The organism is Mycobacteroides salmoniphilum (genome assembly GCF_004924335.1).
Classification (GTDB): Bacteria; Actinomycetota; Actinomycetes; order Mycobacteriales; family Mycobacteriaceae; genus Mycobacterium; species Mycobacterium salmoniphilum.
The window spans coordinates 2,617,373-2,633,854 of record NZ_CP024633.1; the positions used below are offsets into that span (position 1 = coordinate 2,617,373).

The 16,482-nt window shown below is 65.6% G+C and carries 16 protein-coding genes; 7 read left to right on the forward strand and 9 right to left on the reverse strand.

Features of this window, described 5'->3' with window-relative positions:
- Positions 1 to 78: 78 nt before the first annotated feature.
- A complete protein-coding gene (locus DSM43276_RS12925; RefSeq protein ID WP_078331043.1) occupies positions 79 to 3,408 on the reverse strand; it encodes a transglutaminase family protein in 3,330 nt (1,109 codons plus the stop codon).
- A 63-nt stretch (positions 3,409 to 3,471) separates the two neighbouring features.
- Here DSM43276_RS12925 and DSM43276_RS12930 point away from each other — a divergent pair, with 63 nt between their 5' ends.
- The gene (locus tag DSM43276_RS12930; protein WP_078331089.1) at positions 3,472 to 3,843 is read left to right on the forward strand and encodes an MmcQ/YjbR family DNA-binding protein; all 372 of its coding nucleotides are present in this window, start codon (positions 3,472 to 3,474) and stop codon (positions 3,841 to 3,843) included.
- Here the strand turns inward: DSM43276_RS12930 and DSM43276_RS12935 are convergent.
- The gene (locus DSM43276_RS12935) at positions 3,840 to 4,286 is read right to left on the reverse strand and encodes a nitroreductase family deazaflavin-dependent oxidoreductase (protein ID WP_078331042.1); all 447 of its coding nucleotides are present in this window, start codon (positions 4,284 to 4,286) and stop codon (positions 3,840 to 3,842) included. The two genes, DSM43276_RS12930 and DSM43276_RS12935, sit on opposite strands and share 4 nt — an antisense overlap.
- 57 nt (positions 4,287 to 4,343) lie before the next feature.
- Between DSM43276_RS12935 and DSM43276_RS12940 the strand changes: the two genes are divergently transcribed.
- The 3 genes from DSM43276_RS12940 to DSM43276_RS12950 are packed head-to-tail and all read left to right on the forward strand — an operon-like array spanning position 4,344 to position 6,741.
- Positions 4,344 to 5,333 (forward strand): permease, encoded by a 990-nt coding sequence (locus DSM43276_RS12940; RefSeq protein ID WP_078331041.1) that lies wholly within the window; start codon positions 4,344 to 4,346, stop codon positions 5,331 to 5,333.
- On the forward strand, positions 5,330 to 6,052 hold the full coding sequence (locus DSM43276_RS12945) for a TIGR03943 family putative permease subunit (RefSeq protein ID WP_078331040.1): 723 nt from the start codon (positions 5,330 to 5,332) through the stop codon (positions 6,050 to 6,052). The genes DSM43276_RS12940 and DSM43276_RS12945 overlap by 4 nt, the downstream gene beginning before the upstream one ends.
- An 11-nt stretch (positions 6,053 to 6,063) precedes the next feature.
- Complete coding sequence (locus tag DSM43276_RS12950; protein WP_078331039.1) at positions 6,064 to 6,741, forward strand: haloacid dehalogenase type II; 678 nt, start codon at positions 6,064 to 6,066, stop codon at positions 6,739 to 6,741.
- On the opposite strand, the gene DSM43276_RS12955 is transcribed toward DSM43276_RS12950, so the two are convergent.
- From DSM43276_RS12955 to DSM43276_RS12965, 3 genes are all read right to left on the reverse strand, one after another.
- Entirely contained in the window at positions 6,738 to 7,646 is a 909-nt protein-coding gene (locus DSM43276_RS12955) for a DUF389 domain-containing protein (protein WP_078331038.1), read from the reverse strand. The two genes, DSM43276_RS12950 and DSM43276_RS12955, sit on opposite strands and share 4 nt — an antisense overlap.
- A 5-nt stretch (positions 7,647 to 7,651) precedes the next feature.
- Complete coding sequence (gene aspS / locus DSM43276_RS12960; RefSeq protein ID WP_078327372.1) at positions 7,652 to 9,442, reverse strand: aspartate--tRNA ligase; 1,791 nt, start codon at positions 9,440 to 9,442, stop codon at positions 7,652 to 7,654.
- Between the two features lie 103 nt (positions 9,443 to 9,545).
- Positions 9,546 to 11,096: a carboxylesterase/lipase family protein gene (locus DSM43276_RS12965; protein WP_234803104.1), complete on the reverse strand. Its 1,551-nt coding sequence runs from the start codon at positions 11,094 to 11,096 to the stop codon at positions 9,546 to 9,548.
- Positions 11,097 to 11,207: 111 nt separating this feature from the next.
- On the opposite strand from DSM43276_RS12965, the gene ypfJ reads away from it, so the two are divergent.
- A complete protein-coding gene (ypfJ, locus tag DSM43276_RS12970) occupies positions 11,208 to 12,095 on the forward strand; it encodes a KPN_02809 family neutral zinc metallopeptidase (RefSeq protein ID WP_078295761.1) in 888 nt (295 codons plus the stop codon).
- Between the two features lie 22 nt (positions 12,096 to 12,117).
- On the opposite strand, the gene DSM43276_RS12975 is transcribed toward ypfJ, so the two are convergent.
- Positions 12,118 to 13,125: an Rv2578c family radical SAM protein gene (locus DSM43276_RS12975; protein WP_078331037.1), complete on the reverse strand. Its 1,008-nt coding sequence runs from the start codon at positions 13,123 to 13,125 to the stop codon at positions 12,118 to 12,120.
- A gap of 77 nt (positions 13,126 to 13,202) precedes the next feature.
- On the opposite strand from DSM43276_RS12975, the gene DSM43276_RS12980 reads away from it, so the two are divergent.
- The gene (locus tag DSM43276_RS12980; RefSeq protein WP_078331036.1) at positions 13,203 to 13,634 is read left to right on the forward strand and encodes a VOC family protein; all 432 of its coding nucleotides are present in this window, start codon (positions 13,203 to 13,205) and stop codon (positions 13,632 to 13,634) included.
- 42 nt (positions 13,635 to 13,676) lie between these two features.
- Positions 13,677 to 14,027: a gamma-glutamylcyclotransferase family protein gene (locus DSM43276_RS12985; RefSeq protein WP_078331035.1), complete on the forward strand. Its 351-nt coding sequence runs from the start codon at positions 13,677 to 13,679 to the stop codon at positions 14,025 to 14,027.
- A gap of 4 nt (positions 14,028 to 14,031) precedes the next feature.
- Here the strand turns inward: DSM43276_RS12985 and DSM43276_RS12990 are convergent, their stop codons facing one another.
- The 3 genes from DSM43276_RS12990 to DSM43276_RS13000 are packed head-to-tail and all read right to left on the reverse strand — an operon-like array spanning position 14,032 to position 16,408.
- Complete coding sequence (locus DSM43276_RS12990; RefSeq protein ID WP_078331087.1) at positions 14,032 to 14,445, reverse strand: hypothetical protein; 414 nt, start codon at positions 14,443 to 14,445, stop codon at positions 14,032 to 14,034.
- A gap of 5 nt (positions 14,446 to 14,450) precedes the next feature.
- On the reverse strand, positions 14,451 to 15,740 hold the full coding sequence (gene hisS / locus DSM43276_RS12995) for a histidine--tRNA ligase (protein WP_078331034.1): 1,290 nt from the start codon (positions 15,738 to 15,740) through the stop codon (positions 14,451 to 14,453).
- The gene (locus DSM43276_RS13000; RefSeq protein WP_078327366.1) at positions 15,737 to 16,408 is read right to left on the reverse strand and encodes an MBL fold metallo-hydrolase; all 672 of its coding nucleotides are present in this window, start codon (positions 16,406 to 16,408) and stop codon (positions 15,737 to 15,739) included. The genes hisS and DSM43276_RS13000 overlap by 4 nt, the downstream gene beginning before the upstream one ends.
- Positions 16,409 to 16,482 lie beyond the last annotated feature (74 nt).

A 16,482-nucleotide genomic window follows, 5' to 3' on the forward strand; every position in this document is an offset into this window, starting at 1 on the left:
GGGAGCCCCCGAAGCAGGTGCTGCCACCGGTCGTACCTTCCTTCCCGTTCGCTGCCGTTCGTACGCCCTATCGACCGTCTACCTGCGCCCCACCGTTCTCGCACGGCGCAGATCAAGGATGCCGGGCGCCACGGCATCGGTAGACATGCGGGCTTGTTTCTCGCGCAAGTCTGACAAATCGACGCGACCGGTGGTGTAACCGGTGGCATCGAAGCGCCTCCCACGGCGTGCCTCGGCGGCCACCGCGTTGACGGGCGGGTCGTCATAGGACCGGCCACCCGGGTGCGACACGTGGTACGTACAGCCGCCGCGAGACAACGCGTTGGCCGTGTCAATGAGCTCGAAGCGCAGCGGGTCATCGACGGTGATGCTCGGATGCAGCGCACTGGGCGGCTGCCAGGCCCGGTACCGGACGCCGGCCACCTGAACGTCCGGGTTGGCGGTCGAGAGCAGCGGGATGGGCTCACCATTACAGGTGACGACGTACCGGGACCGATCGGCGCCGATGACCCGTACTTGCACACGTTCGATCGAGGAATCCACGTATCGTGCGGCACCTCCAGCGGTTGCCTCCTCCCCCAGCACCCGCCACGGTTCGATGGCCCCGCGCAGTTCGATCTCGATACCGTCGAATACCGCGGTGCCAATCCGCGGGAACCGGAACTCGGTGAACGGATCGAGCCAGCTGGTTTCGAAGGCGATGCCATGCGCGCGCAGCTCGGCAGCAACCTGAGCAATGTCATGAATAATGAAGTGCGGCAACAGGTAACGGCCATGCAGGTTTGCGCCATGGCGGATCAGTGGAGTGCGCAGAGGTTGCTCCCAGAACCTGGCCACCAGTGCGCGCACCAGCAGCGACTGGACCATGGCCATCTGGAAATGCGGCGGCATCTCGAATCCGCGCAGCTCCAACAGACCCAGACGCCCGCGGGCGCTGTCGGGGCTGTACAGCTTGTCGATGCAGAACTCCGCGCGGTGGGTGTTCCCGGTGATATCGGTCAGCAAGTGCCGCAGCGCCCGGTCGACGTGCCAGGGAGCAGGATGCTCGGAAGGATCGCGATCGGGCGCCTTCGTCAATCTGTCGATCTCCGCGAAGGCGATCTCCAACTCGTACAACGCCTCTTCGCGGCCTTCGTCGACGCGGGGAGCCTGCGATGTGGTGCCGACGAACCGTCCCGAGAACAGGTAGGACAACGCGGGGTGGTGCTGCCAGTAGGTCAGCAGCGACACCAGTAGATCGGGGCGGCGCAGCAAGGGCGAGGTCGCCGGGGTCCGGCCTCCGAGCGTGATGTGGTTACCCCCGCCGGTCCCGGTGTGGGTGCCGTCCACGTCGAACGATTCGGTGGTCAGCCGCGCCTTTCGCGCCTCCTCATACAGCACCTGGAGCTGGCGGGACTGTTCCGCGAAGCTGCCGGTGGGGGTCACATTGACCTCGATGACCCCCGGATCGGGAGTGACACTCATGACTTCCAGCCGGGGGTCCGGCGGCGGCCCATACCCTTCGATCACCAGCGGGCAGGTGACGGCGGCCTCGATGCGCGCGATGAGATCCACGAAGTCGTCGAGGCTTTGCACCGGCGGCAAGAACAGATACAGCAGCCCGTCGCGAATCTCGGCGACCAGGGCGGTGGGGGGTGCTCCGTCAGCGGGCACCACGACGGCATCCGCGCCGGAACGTTGTGCGCCGAGTTCCGTGGTGACACCGAGCGGGTCCGCCTCGGTGGGGTGCGGTGCCGGCTGCCAGGAGATGGAGTCCAGTGGGAGCCGCAGACCCGCCGGAGACGATCCTTGTGTCAGGACAATCCTTCCGCGGCGCAGTGTCCAGTCGGCGCTCTCCCAGCGACCGCCGTCCTCCCCGCGGTGCAGGGGCAGCAAGTACGCGGCCGGCCGGGCCACCTGCTCGTCCAGACGGGCCAGCAGTTCTGCACGTCGATCTTCCGAGTCTTCCTGCGGTGCTGGGTCATCGGCTGCCGCGACCGGATCGCCCTCGGGACGCCGAACGGATGCGGCGAGTTGACTCAACGGATCCTCATACACCGCGCGGACCTGGCTCTCGGGCAGCCCCAGATCACCCGCCAGGGCGAGCAGGAGCGCGCGGTCCGTGCCCTCAGGGGTGGACCACTGACGATCCTCCGCCCATGGGTCGGCGAGCAGGTCGGGGTCAGACCACAGTGCCTTGCCGTCGCGCCTCCAGTGCAAACCGATCTGCCACCGCGGCAGGGGTTCGCCGGGGTACCACTTTCCCTGACTGCGCTGCACCAAACCTGTTGGCGCCCAGAGCGCTTTGAGACGGGCGGATAGATCGGAGGCACGTACCCGCTTCTGTGGCCCGTCGGCAGCGGTCGTCCACTCCTCGGCGACCTGGTCGTCGATCGACACGAATGTCGGCTCGCCACCCATCGTCAGCCCCACCCCTGCGGTATCGAGCCGGGTGTCGATCTCCGCACCCAATGCGGTGACGGCCTCCCACACCGATGCCGTGTAGGGCAGCGTGACTCGTGGATCTTCGTGCACACGCGTGACGGTGTTGGAGAAATCGAGGGTGGACTCGCACATATCGGTTGCCCCGGAGATGGCGGCGGACGTCGACGGATGTGGAGTCGCCGAGAGCGGAATATGCCCCTCACCGGCGAGCAACCCCGACGTGGGGTCGAGCCCCACCCATCCGGCACCGGGAATGTACACCTCTGCCCAGGCATGCAGATCGGTGAAGTCCGCGACCGGGCCTGAGGGACCGTCGATTTCGACGATATCCGAGGTCAGCTGCACCAGATATCCGGACACGAAGCGGGCGGCAAGCCCCTTCTGCCGCAGGATTGACACCAACAACCAGGCCGTGTCACGGCAGGAACCGATACCCACCGCCAGCGTCGTGTCCGGGCTCTGGACACCGGGCTCCAACCTCACCGCGTAACCGACATCCGAGCACAGCGCCTGGTTGAGCGTGACGAGGTAGTCGATGATGCGCGTATTGGGTGCCATCGTGAAGTTGGCCACCCAGGCCCGAGTCAGTTCACCAGGACCCGAACCGGGCACAGATTCGTCCACCAGCTTGAGGTAGGGCTCCAGATCCGCCGCCAATGCGGCCGGATAGGCAAACCCGACGTGTTCGGCCCACTCCTCGATGAAGAAGTCGAACGGGTTGACCGATTTCAGATCAGCGATGAGGCCGACGGTGATCGATAGCCGTCGGGTGCGCTTCGGAAACACCACGCGGGCAAGGAAATTACCGAAGGCATCCTGTTGCCAGTTGATGAAGTGATCGTCGGGGGCGATGCGCAGCGAGTAGGCCTCGATGGGCGTTCGGGTGTGCGGAGCGGGGCGCAATCGAATCTCGTGCGGATGCACCTGCACGAGTCTGTCGAATACGTAGCTGGTCCGGTGCTCCAGCGCCACCTTGATGCCCATCGGCTGATCCCACCATAACCTGGCCTCACCCGCATGGCCTGCGATTCAGGGCACAATGAACCGGTGGCCACCTGGGATGACGTGACGGGCGTCGCATCGGGGCTCCCCGAGGCGCTCGAGACCTCCCCACGCGTGTGGAAGGTGCGCAAAAAACTGTTCGTCTGGGAACGGCCGTTGCGGAACAGTGACCTGGCAGCGCTGGGAGATTCAGCCCCCGACGGCGACATACTGGGCGCCCGCGTCGGCGATGAGGGCGTCAAACGCGCGCTGATCGCCGAGGAACCGCAGGTGTACTTCACCACGCCGCATTTCGACGGTTACCCGATCGTGCTTGCCCGGTTGGACGCCATCGAGCCACCGGACCTCACCGAACTCATCACCGAGGCCTGGCTGTGCCAGGCGCCGAAGACGCTGGCACGCAGGTTCCTCGACTAACGGCGGCGCAGCTCGAAGATCGGGATGGCGCGGTCGGTCTTCTCCTGATAGTCGGCGAACACGGGAACCTGCTCGACGACCTTCGGATACAGCGCATCGCGCTCGGCGAGCGAAAGCTCATGGGCGACCACGTCGTAACCGTCGGTTCCGATGTCGATATGCGCATGTGGATGTGCGCGCAAGTTGTGCACCCAGGCAGGGTCTTTATCGGCGCCGCCGAATGAGCCGACGATGTAAATCTTCTCGTCGATGTCGAAGTAGGCCAGCGGATTCAGCCGCTGTTGTCCGCTCTTGGCGCCGGTATTGGTCAGGAGCAAGATCGGTACACCGGCGAATTGTCCGCCGACCTCTCCGCCGTTGGTGCGGAACTCCTGAGTGATGCCGTCATTGAATTCGTTGATCACCGCGGCGGGCTGCTGGTTGAAGGGTGTGTCATCGGTCACCTCACCAGAGTGCCACCGCTGCGCCGAGTTCTCAGGTTGCGCTGACAGGATGGCCGGATGACGGTGGCCGCCTCTTCGTCCCGACGTTGGTTCGGTTCGACCGAGATCCTGGTGGTGGCGCTCATCACGATGGCCCTGGCGGCGAGCTGGTTACGCGGGGTTGTCGATGGCAATGAGAAGCTGGCGACCGCCGGGACGGTGTTCTGTGGGGTGTTCGTCCAGGCCGTCCCGTTCCTTGCACTCGGGGTGATCGTGAGTGGGCTCGTCGCGACATTCGTCACCCCCGAACGGCTGGCCCGGTGGCTGCCGAACCGATCCCTCGCCGCGGTGGCAGTGGCGGGTGTGAGCGGAGCGGCGTTGCCCGGCTGTGAATGCGGGTCGGTTCCGGTGGCACGCCGGCTGTACGGACCGGGATCCGTCGGTGCGGCCGCGCTCACCTTCATGTTGTCGGCGCCTGCCATCAACCCGGTGGTGTTGGTCGCTACCGCGGTCGCGTTCCCCGGCCAGCCCACGATGGTGCTGGCGCGCGCGGTGGCCTCCCTGCTCACCGCCATGGTGATGGGCATGGCGTGGTCACGGTGGGGACGGGACAGCTGGGTCACCCGCAAGCTACCCGCAGCGCACGCCGGATCCTCTTCCCGCTGGACGACATTCACCGAGGCCGCGCGGCACGACTTTCTGCAGGCGGCCTCGTACCTGGCGATCGGAGCGGTAGCCGCAGCGGCTTTGCACGTGCTGGTTCCGGCCTGGGTGTTCGAGCATCTGGCGGGCAATCTTGTGGTCGGCGTGGTGACGATGGCGCTGCTGGCCGTGGTGCTGGCATTGTGCTCGGAAGCCGATGCCTTCGTCGCCGCGAGCATCACGATGATGCCGCTGATTCCGCGACTGGTGTTCCTCGTGGTGGGGCCGGCCGTCGACGTGAAGCTCATCGCCATGCAGTCCGGCATGTTCGGACGGCCCTTCGCGGCCCGATTCGCGCCGCTGACGTTCGTGGTCGCCACCGTCGTCGCGACGGGTGTCGGACTGGCGGTGCTGGGGACCTCATGAGGCGCGACACGGAGAACACGCTGCTGATCCTGCTGGGGGTCAGCGTGGCCATGATCGCGGTGACCGGAACCTTCACGCGCTACGTCAAGCCCGGCCTGCTGCCGTGGCTCGCCGGTTCGGCGGTCATCGTGATCGGGCTCGGTCTGGCCGCGATCATCCGCGACGTACGCCGCGGCCACACCGACCACGACGATGAGCACGACGGCCACGGAGGTCACACCCACAAGCACGGCGCCACATGGTTTTTGGTGCTGCCCATAGTTCTGCTGATCTTTATCGTGCCCCCTGCCCTCAGCGCGCGTTCCATCGCGCCGGCCAACATTGGCGCATCGGCCAACACGCCCCGGCGAGCGTTTCCCCCACTGCCACCCGGTGACGCGCCATCCGTGCCGCTGCCGGAGGTCCTGATGCGCATTGCCGCCGGTTCCTCGGACACGCTGAGCGGACGCACCATCACCGTCACCGGGTTCACGTTCAAAGAGGGCGAGCACACCGACCTGGCCAAGATCGTCATCGTGTGTTGCGCCGCGGATGCCCAGCTGGCGCGGCTGCACATGACGGGACCGGCGGCCGCCTCGGCATCGGCGCTGCCGGAGAACGCCTGGATCTCGGTGACCGGGGTCGTGCCGGGCGGACAGAGCTATCGCGGCCCGTCGTCCATTCCCGTCATCGAGGTCACCGGCATCACCCGCACCGATCCACCGAAGAGCACCTACTGAGCGGAGTCGCGTTGCGGTACAAGGCATACCTGTTCGATGTGCAGGGCACGCTGCTGGACTTCTTTGAGCCCGTGTCGCACGCGATTGCCGAGCACGCTCCCGGTATCGATGCCGCCGGTTTCACTCGAGCCTGGCGCGCGGACTATTTCGACCGCGTCGCAAACCTGGCCCAGTCTGTGGACGACTGGACGCGGGTACAGGACCTGTACGCGCACGGCTTCGCCGATGTCTGCCAGACGTTCGGGCTGCCGCGTCCGGACGCTGGCACCGCCGAACTCGTCGCATCCAGCTGGCAGCACCTGATTCCCTGGCCGGACGTACCCGCAGGCCTGGCCGGGCTGCGTTCACAGGCCGTCATCGCCACCCTGTCCAACACCGACATGGCCACCATGGTGAATCTGTTCAAACGCCTGGGTATTTCGTGGGACGCGGTACTCACCGCGGAGGTATTCGGCAGCTTCAAACCAGACCCGGTGGTGTACCAACGCGCACTGCGCTACCTCGGCATCAAACCCGGTGACGCGGCGATGGTGGCCGCACACCCGTATGACCTGCGCGCCGCACGAGAGATCGGCATGGGCACCGTCTTCGTCTCACGCCCCTACGAATACGGCGATCCCGCACTGGCTCATGGCGACCCTGACGAGGAGTTCGATCAGCGGGTCACCGCTATCGGCGACATCGCCTAGCGCAGCCCGCGCGGCCGCACCAGCAGCACCAACACCCCGGCCAGGACGATACCGAAAAGGTTGACCGCCAGCTGCAGCGCGGACAGCCCAGCGATTTCCCATTCCCCCACCGTCGCCGCCACCACCGCGAATCCCGCGGCCGGCACGGTGGTCACCGAGATGAAAACACCCACCAGCGCCGCCGATTTCGCCGACATCAACGAGAGCATGCCGGCCGCGCCCGCCAACAACGCGACCACCAATGAGAACGGCCCCACCTGGAATATGAAGTCGACCTGCTGCAGCTCGCGCACGCTCTTCAAGGTGACCCAGCCGGCGCCCTCGGCGGCCAGCGCCCCGAGGGCAGTCACCCCCATCGCCACCGGGAATCCCACCACCAATGCCAGCAGCGACCGCCGCGCCAGCGACCATTTCCGCCGCACGATCGAAACCGCCAGTGCGGCAAGCGGACCGAACTCGGGCCCGACCACCATGGCGCCGACGATGGTGACCGGCGAATCGGTGACCACGCCGACCGCGGCAATCAGGCAGGCCAGGCACAGGAAGGCCAGGAACGTCAGGTTGAGAGTGGATTCTTCGCGGGTGCGCCCGATCAATTCGTCCCAGATGACGGCATCGGCAGGGTCACCTTCGGCATCGTCCTCGGCCTCATAGGCGGTCTGTGAGATCACCGTGTCGAGCACCTCCGCGGTGATCGATCCCCGCTTGTCGATATCGATCGCCTTGAGCCCGTCGAGCACGTCGTTGGCCGTCTCGCGAGCCACGTCGGCGGTAATCACATCACCCTCGGGGCTGATCGCCACCCCGGGCACACGCACGATATGCGCGACCCCCGTTGTGGTGGAGAGGAACTCCACCACCTGATCGGAGAGATCGGCAGGTGCAATAACCCGGACGTGCAGCACGTGCGCTACGCGTCCGGCTTACCCGGCTGATCGGCCTTATCCGGCTTAGCGTCGATTCCGGATTCCTTGCGCTGCGCCGCGGTGATCGGTGCCGGCGCATCCGTGAGCGGATCCACACCGCCACCGGACTTCGGGAAGGCGATGACTTCGCGGATGGACGATGTACCCGCGAGCAACGCGGTCACCCGGTCCCAGCCGAAGGCGATGCCGCCGTGCGGCGGTGCACCGAAGGCGAAGGCGTCCAGCAGGAATCCGAACTTGTCCTGGGCCTCTTCATTGCTGATGCCCATGACCTTGAATACGCGTTCCTGGACATCGCGGCGATGGATACGGATCGATCCGCCACCGATCTCGTGCCCGTTGCACACAATGTCGTAGGCGTAGGCGAGCGCGGACCCCGGATCGGTGTCGAAGGTGTCCGCGGACTCCGGCTTGGGTGAGGTGAAGGCGTGATGCACCGCGGTCCAGGCACCGGAACCGACCGCCACATCACCGGCGGCGGTGGCGTCATCAGCGGGCTCGAACATCGGCGCGTCCACTACCCAGGCGAATGCCCAGGCGTCGGGGGCGATCAAGTCCAGGCGTTGCGCGACCTCGCCGCGCACCGAACCCAGCAGCGCCCGTGAGGATTTGACCGCACCGGCAGAGAAGAAGATGCAGTCACCCGGACTGGCGCCGACATGCGCTGCCAGCCCATCGCGTTCGGCGTCGGTCAGGTTCTTGGCGACGGGGCCGCCGAGGGTGCCGTCCTCCCCCACCAGCACATAGGCCAGGCCCTTGTGGCCGCGCTGTTTGGCGAACTCCTGCCAGCCGTCCAGGGTCCGGCGCGGCTGATCGGCGCCACCGGGCATCACCACCGCACCCACATAGGGTGCCTGGAATACCCGGAAGCTGGTGTCGGAGAAGTAGTCTGTGCATTCCACCAGCTCCAGGCCGAACCGCAGGTCCGGCTTGTCGCTGCCGTAGCGACGCATCGCCTCGGCATAGGTGATCCGCGCAATGGGTGTGGGTACGTGGTAACCGATCAGATCCCACAGCGCAACGAGAAGCTCCTCGGCCAGCGCGATGACATCGTCCTGGTCCACGAAGCTCATCTCGATGTCGAGCTGGGTGAACTCGGGCTGCCGATCCGCGCGGAAATCCTCGTCGCGGTAGCACCGCGCGATCTGGTAGTACCGCTCCATGCCCGCGACCATGAGCAGCTGCTTGAACAGCTGCGGGCTCTGCGGCAGCGCGTAGAAGCTGCCCGGCTGCAGACGGGCCGGCACCAGGAAATCGCGCGCGCCCTCCGGCGTCGAGCGCGTCAGTGTCGGGGTCTCCACCTCAACGAAATCGTGGCGGGCCAGCACGCCGCGCGCCGCGGCGCTTACCTTAGAGCGCAACCTGATTGCGTTGCCCGGACCCTCGCGACGCAGATCCAGGTACCGATACTTCAGGCGCGCTTCTTCACCCGCGGTTTCATCCAGCTGGAAGGGCAGCGGCGCGCTCTCGTTGAGCACGATGAGTTCGGCGGCGTTGACCTCGATGTGGCCGGTCGCGATCTCGGCGTTGGCGTTGCCCTCGGGCCGGACCTCCACGACACCGGTGACCTCGACGCAGAATTCGGCACGCAACCGATGAGCCTGTTCGAGCACCGCGTCATCACGGAACACCACCTGGGACACACCGGAGGCATCACGCAGGTCAATAAAAATGACGCCGCCGTGGTCGCGCCGTCGAGCCACCCAGCCGGCAAGCGTCACGCGCTGTCCGGCGTCCGACTCCCGCAACGTACCCGCGTCGTGAGTGCGCAGCACAAAAGATCCCTTCGACAGTGCTTGTTATACAAAAAGGCCAGTGTTTAGACGTTTGAGCCTAGCGGCCCGCGTTCGCTGCCTTGTCGGGGCGCCGCGTCGAGACTCAGTGCACCTGGGCCCAGGCGGTACGGCGCACCGAATCCGGGTCCTCCATGGTGACGTCGGAGCGCGACCGGATGATCCGCGTACGCCGACCGTCCGCCCCATAGGTCGGCCAGTCGTCCGGTCCTTCTCCCGTGGCGAAGTCCAGCCAGGCCCGCTGCATGCGGCGCCCGACCGAAGGCATCATCCGCGCCCCGAGCGGACTCAGCAGCATCCCCACAAATGATCCATAACTGTGCTGGACATGCACGATCTCACTGCCGTGGGTGGCGCCCAGGCCGAGGAGCTTGAGTCCCCACGCGGTGTGGTCGAACCGGTACATATACGTGTCGACGAAAGCGCTGTAGGCGTCGGCGAACGCCCACATGGGTGCGGCGAACATGGCATCCGAGCCCACCGCCACCAGCGCCGAACGGCTCGGGTACCGCGGGTACGCGGCGATGATCGCGTCTTGGTACTCCGGACCCACCCGGTTGAAGTAGCCGTTGACGGTCGGCTCGGTGGTGGGCAGCATCGGCGGTTTTACGCGCGCGAACATCGACGCCTCATGGCTATTGGACCCGATGATGAGCGGCACCTGGTGCACCTCACCGCGCCGTGCCGCCTCGATGGGGTGATGCGGCAGCAAGTCGGTGCCGTGCGTGAGGCCGTATCCGAGGATGGGCGTATCGGTGGCGCTTTCGATCTGCAGTTTGGCCGCACCACGGCGCAGTTCCCGCTGCGGTAACACCTTGAGCCGGCTGGGATCGGTGACATCGAGCAGCTCCATGTATCGGTGCGCACGCCGGTCACGCAGGGCCTTATCGGCGATCAGCGGCAACGCGGGGCTCTGTGCGATGGCACGCCCGAACAGACCTGCCGCCGCCGGGCTCGCCAGCAGTGCCAGTACCGATGTCGCCCCCGCCGACTCGCCGAAGATGGTGACGCGGTCGGGATCACCGCCGAAGGCCGCGATGTTGTCGCGCACCCATCTGAGCGCCGCGATCTGATCCCGCAGCGCCAGGTTGTCATCGAAACCCTCTCCCAGGGCGCTGAGCTCCAGTCCGCCCAAGGCCCCGATCCGGTACGTGACGTTGACGACGACGACGTTGCCGTTGGCCGCAAGACGTGCGCCGCTGTACAACTCCAGCTGCCCGGCTCCGAAGACAAAAGCCCCGCCCGGGATCCAGACCATGACAGGCAAGTTGGCGTGGATGTCCGGCGACCAGACGCTGACGGTCAGACACTCTTCGCCGCGAATCTTGGGGTCATCGCGGCCGGCCCCCACAAATGATTTACCTTGCGGCGGCAACGGCGCGTGTTCGATGGCGTCACGCACTCCGTCCCAGGGCTCCAACGGGACCGGCGCCAGGAATCGAAGCTGTTCGACGGGCTGTCGCGCATAGGGCACCCCGCGCCAGACAGAAACACCGCCTTCGGTGGTTCCCCGCAGGTCCCCCAACGGCGTGCGGACGACAGTCGGCAGGGCGACGTCAACGGCCACGTATCGAATCGTAATGCGGACCAGCGCTACAGAGGCGAAGGCCCCGCCGGAAAGTCCCGGGCCGGACATGAACTCTTCGCCATGTAGCGATACGCCCGTCCGTGGAGTATGCAAAGGTATCGGCAGCCGACAGCAGCCGATAGCCGAGTGGCAGAGACACGACATGGGAGTGACGGACCAATGACCTTCAACGAAGGCATGCAGATCGACACCAGCACCACCTCGGGCGGTGGCATGGGCCGCGGCCCCAAGATGGCCATCGGCGGTGGCGTCGGCGGGTTGCTGATCGCGGTGGTGGTCATGCTGCTCGGCGGTGACCCCAGCCAGGTCCTGCAACAACAGGGCCAACAGCAGGCGGGCCCCGCGCAGGAACAGACGCAGGACTTCAGCCACTGCAAAACCGGTGCCGACGCGAACAAGTCACTGGACTGCCGCATCATCGCCACCGGGAACTCGGTGGACGCCGTCTGGACGCAAATCCTCGGACCGAAGTACCCACGGCCGGACGTCAAACTGTTCAGCGGTCAGGTGAACACCGGATGCGGCGCCGCATCCACCGAGGTCGGCCCCTTCTACTGCCCCGCCGACCGGACCGCATACTTCGATACCAGCTTCTTCCAGGTGCTGGTCGACCAGTTCGGATCCAGCGGTGGCCCCTTGGCGCAGGAGTATGTGGTGGCCCATGAGTTCGGCCATCACATCCAGAACCTGTTCGGCGTGCTGGGCAAGAATCACCGCTGTGCCGAGGGCCAGGCGGGCGGCGGCGTGTGCACCGAACTGCAGGCAGACTGCTACGCCGGCGTCTGGGCAAAGCACGCATCGACCACCGTTCAGGAAGGCACCGGAGTCCCGTTCCTGAAACCGCTGACGGACCAGGACATTCGGGACGCATTGTCGGCCGCATCCTCGGTGGGCGATGACCGGATCCAGAAGCGGGCCACCGGGCGTGTCAACCCCGAGGCGTGGTCGCATGGCTCGTCCGAGCAGCGCCAGCGATGGTTCACCCAGGGATACAACACCGGCGACTTCCGCACCTGCGACACCTTCAACGCCGACAGCCTGAACTAGATCCGGGCAGCGAGGGCAGACGCTAGAACAGCGTCATCTCTGGAGTGTGCGCCAATTTTGTTGGCCTCGAGGGGGTTTCCTCACGACGGGAAGCCAGCCCGTACTTGCTCACCAGAGGTCCCACTCGCTCTCTCAACCAGGCCCGGTACTCGGCGGGCACATAAGCGCCCTTGCGATACAGCTCCCGGTATCGACCGACGAGCTCGGGGTGCGACTGGGACACCCAGGACATGAACCAGCCACGTGTCGTCCCGCGCAAATGCAACGGAAAGACCGTGACGCCGGCCGCGCCCGCCTCCGCGATCCGGCCCAACAGGTCATCGAGATGCTCCACCGTGTCGGTCAGGAACGGAAGCACCGGCGCCACCATCACCTGCGGTTCAAAACCGGCGTCGCGTGCGGCGGTGATCAATGACAGTCTCGCCTGAGGCGAAGGCACCCCCGCCTCAACCTCGCGGTGAAGTGCCTCGTCCCCGATGGCCAGCGAGATGCCCAAGCTCACCGGCACCTGTTGAGCTGCCTGGGCAAGCAGAGGCAAATCCCTGCGCAGCAGAGTGCCTTTGGTGAGAATCGATATCGGAGTGCCAGAATCAGCCAGCGCCGCAATGACTCCCGGCATCAGCTGATAGCGTCCCTCGGCCCGTTGATAGGGATCGGTATTGGTACCGAGTGCGACCGTCTCCCGATTCCAGGACTTGCGCGCCAGTTCTTTCCTAAGCACCGGAACCAGATTGGTTTTCACGACGATCTGATTGTCGAAGTCCGCCCCGCTGTCGAACTCCAGGTATTCGTGGGTCGGGCGTGCGAAACAATAGCGGCATGCGTGGGCGCAGCCGCGAAACGCGTTGACCGTAAACCGAAACGGCAACATGGACACCGCCGGAACCTTGTTGAGCGCCGACTTGCACAGCACTTCATGGAAGGTGATGCCCTCAAATTCGGGCGTGCGCACACTGCGCACCAGGCCGATCCGTTCCAAACCCGGAAGCGCACCGTCGTCGGCGTCCAGCGTCTGACCGTCCCACCGCATAACCCTATGCGAACATATGTTCGATCACGTGTCAATCCCCCGCTCCGGTGTCGGCGCGTGAATCTAGGCTTGTCGCCATGAAGCAGCAGCTGCACTTTGTCACTGTCGCCGCAACGGATCTGGATGCCGCTCGGCATTTCTACGGAGCACTGGGCTGGTCCCCACTGCTGGATGTCGAGGACGAGATCATCTTCTACCAGAGCGCACCGGGACAGCTGCTGGGATTTTTCCTCGCGGATAAGTTCAATGAGGACCTCGCCGCGCCCGGTGATCATTCACGGGTTTCCGGAATCACCCTGGCGCACAACGTCGATTCGCCGGAGGACGTGACCGAACTGTCCGGCGCCATGTCCCTGTCGGGGGGCACCGTTCTCAAACCGCCGCAACCCGGCCAGTTCGGTGGGGTCTTTCACGCCCACGTCCAAGACCCCAACGGGCTGATCTGGGAAATCGCCCACAACCCCGGGTGGCGGATCGCCTCCGACGGCACCGTCCACCTCGGTGACTGACACACCGCCCGCCCGCACCGGCCGGCCTGATTGACTTACCGCGTGACGAATACCGCGACCGAGCTCCTGTTCTCCTACGGCACCCTGCAGCAGGCCGACGTGCAGCGTGCCACCTTCGGACAGGAACTAGACGGTCATACCGACGCCATCGTGGGCTTCGATCTGGACTACGTGATCATCACCGACCCACATGTCATCGCGACCAGCGGCAGCGACCGTCACCCCATCCTTCGCCCGTCGGCCGATACCTCGGCGCAGGTCCCCGGCACGGTCTTCTCGATCACGCCCGAGCAGCTGGCGGCCGCCGATGAGTACGAAGTGGACGACTACCAACGTGTTTCGGTGCCACTGCGCTCAGGCGCGACGGCCTGGGTGTATGTGTTCGCCGGCTAGCGGGTCACCACTTGCGCAGTGAACAGGTGACGGCGGTCTCGCCATCGGCCTGGGTGGCCAGGGCACCGTCCACGTACACCTCACAATGGAAGACGGGGGCACCGGTGACGGCCTTGGCCGCCGCACTGGCGCTCACATAGGCCCACTGCGTCGGGTCGTTCAGCGTGGTCTCGACGACGAACGGGGCGTCGGGGGTGATGCGGGTCGAGTTGCGCACCAGATACTTGCTCGACTCCGAGTCGTATGCCGACGCGCTCGGCGGCTCGTTCTGCAGCACGAGGGTCTGCGAGAGGAATTCACGGTCGGAGCTGATCACGTACTTCACTTGGTGCGGTGCCGCCTCGGCGACAGGCGTCAGCACCATCGTCAAGGTCGCGGCACTGGCCGTGGCGAGCAAAGCTGCGGCGATACGTCCCATACGTGTCATATCCGCGATGCTAGCCGCGCCGTTACTTCCTCGACAATCGAACCAATCGGCACGGGCTGCTGTACGCCGTCGGCCAGCGTCTTGAGCTCGATGTTTCCCTCGCCGATTTCCCGATCCCCGGCGACCAGCGCAATCGAAGCTCCCGAGCGGTCCGCGCCGCGCATCGCACCCTTGAGTCCGCGGTCGCCGTAGGCGATATCGGTGCGAATCCCGGCGATCCGCAGCTGCGCCGCCACCTTCACAAGTGCGGATTTTGCGTCCTGACCCAGGGGCACGCAGAACACGTCACAGCGCCCACTGTCCCCCACCGTGACACCCTCGGCCTGCAGCGCGAGCAGGGTTCTATCCACGCCGAGCCCAAACCCGATACCCGACAACGACTGTCCACCGAGCTGCGCCATCAGTCCGTCGTAGCGCCCACCGCCGCCAATCCCGGATTGCGCGCCGAGGCCGTCGTGCACGAACTCGAATGTGGTCTTGGTGTAGTAGTCAAGCCCACGCACCAGCCTGGGGTTCACCACGTACTGCACGCCCAGCGCGTCCAGATGGCTCAGCACCTGATCGAAATGCTCCTTGGACTCCTCGGAGAGGTGGTCGAGCATGAGCGGCGCCGCGGCCGTCATCTCCCGCACTTCGGGCCTCTTGTCATCGAGCACCCGAATCGGGTTGATACGAGCCCGATCTCGCGTGGCCTCGTCCAGGTCCAACCCGAAGAGGAATTCCTGCAACAACTCTCGATACTGCGGGCGGCAGGAGGCATCGCCCAGCGAGCTGATCTCCAACCGGAAGCCGGTCAGGCCCAGGGAGCGGTACCCGGCATCGGCGATCGCGATCACCTCGGCATCCAGGGCTGGATCGTCGACGCCGATGGCTTCCACACCCACCTGCTGCAGCTGGCGATAGCGGCCGGCCTGCGGTCGCTCATACCGGAAAAAGGGCCCAGCGTAACGAAGTTTCATCGGCAGCTGGCCACGATCCAGGCCGTGCTCGATCACCGCGCGCATCACCGATGCCGTGCCCTCTGGGCGCAACGTCACCGACCGATCGCCACGGTCGGCGAAGGTGTACATCTCCTTGCTGACCACATCGGTGGACTCGCCCACCCCGCGGGCGAACAGTCCGGTGTCCTCGAACACGGGCAGCTCGATGTAGCCGTATCCGGCCAGCCGCGCCTGCTCCAGTAGCCCGTCGCGAACAGCCAAGAACTGCGCCGAGTCCGGTGGCACATAGTCCGGTATGCCCTTGGGGGCCCGGAAGGATGCGGTACCGGAAGTCTTCTCGCTCACAGGATTCCCTCGAGGAATGGGTTGGCACGTCGCTCATCGCCGATGCTGGTGGCATTGCCGTGACCCGGCAGCACCACCGTCGAATCGTCTCGGGTGAGCAGTTTGGCCGCAATCGAATTAAGCAGCTGTTGGTGGTTTCCGCCGGGCAGATCGGTGCGCCCGATCGACATCTGGAAGAGCGTGTCACCGCTGAACACCACGTCAATGGGTCCATTGTCGCTATCGACCTCAATGCCGAACACGACAGAACCACGGGTGTGCCCCGGCGTGTGGTCGACAGTGAGTGTGATCCCGGCAAGCTCCAGCTTGTCGCCGTCACCGATCTCCACGAGCTCCTTGGGCTCGGTGAATTCCATGCCCTGGATGAACTGAGCCAGACCCGGCCCGATCCCGGCGAGCGGATCAGCGAGCATCACGCGGTCATCGGGGTGGATGTACACCGGGATCCCGTATTCATCGGCGAGCGGCTGCGCCGTCCAGGTGTGGTCCAGATGCCCGTGGGTGAGCAACACCGCCGCAGGGGTGAGGTCGCGTTCGGCGAGGATCTCCTTGACGCCGGAGGTCGCCTCCTGTCCGGGGTCGACGATGACGGCGGGGCCGCCCTCGTGGGGCGCCACGATGTAGCAGTTCGTGGCGAACATGCCCGCGGGAAAACCGGTGATCAGCACCCGACCAGCTTAGGCGGCGGGTCCTGCACCATCTCTCAGGTGTGGCTGGCACACTCTCTGGCGACCTAGATTCT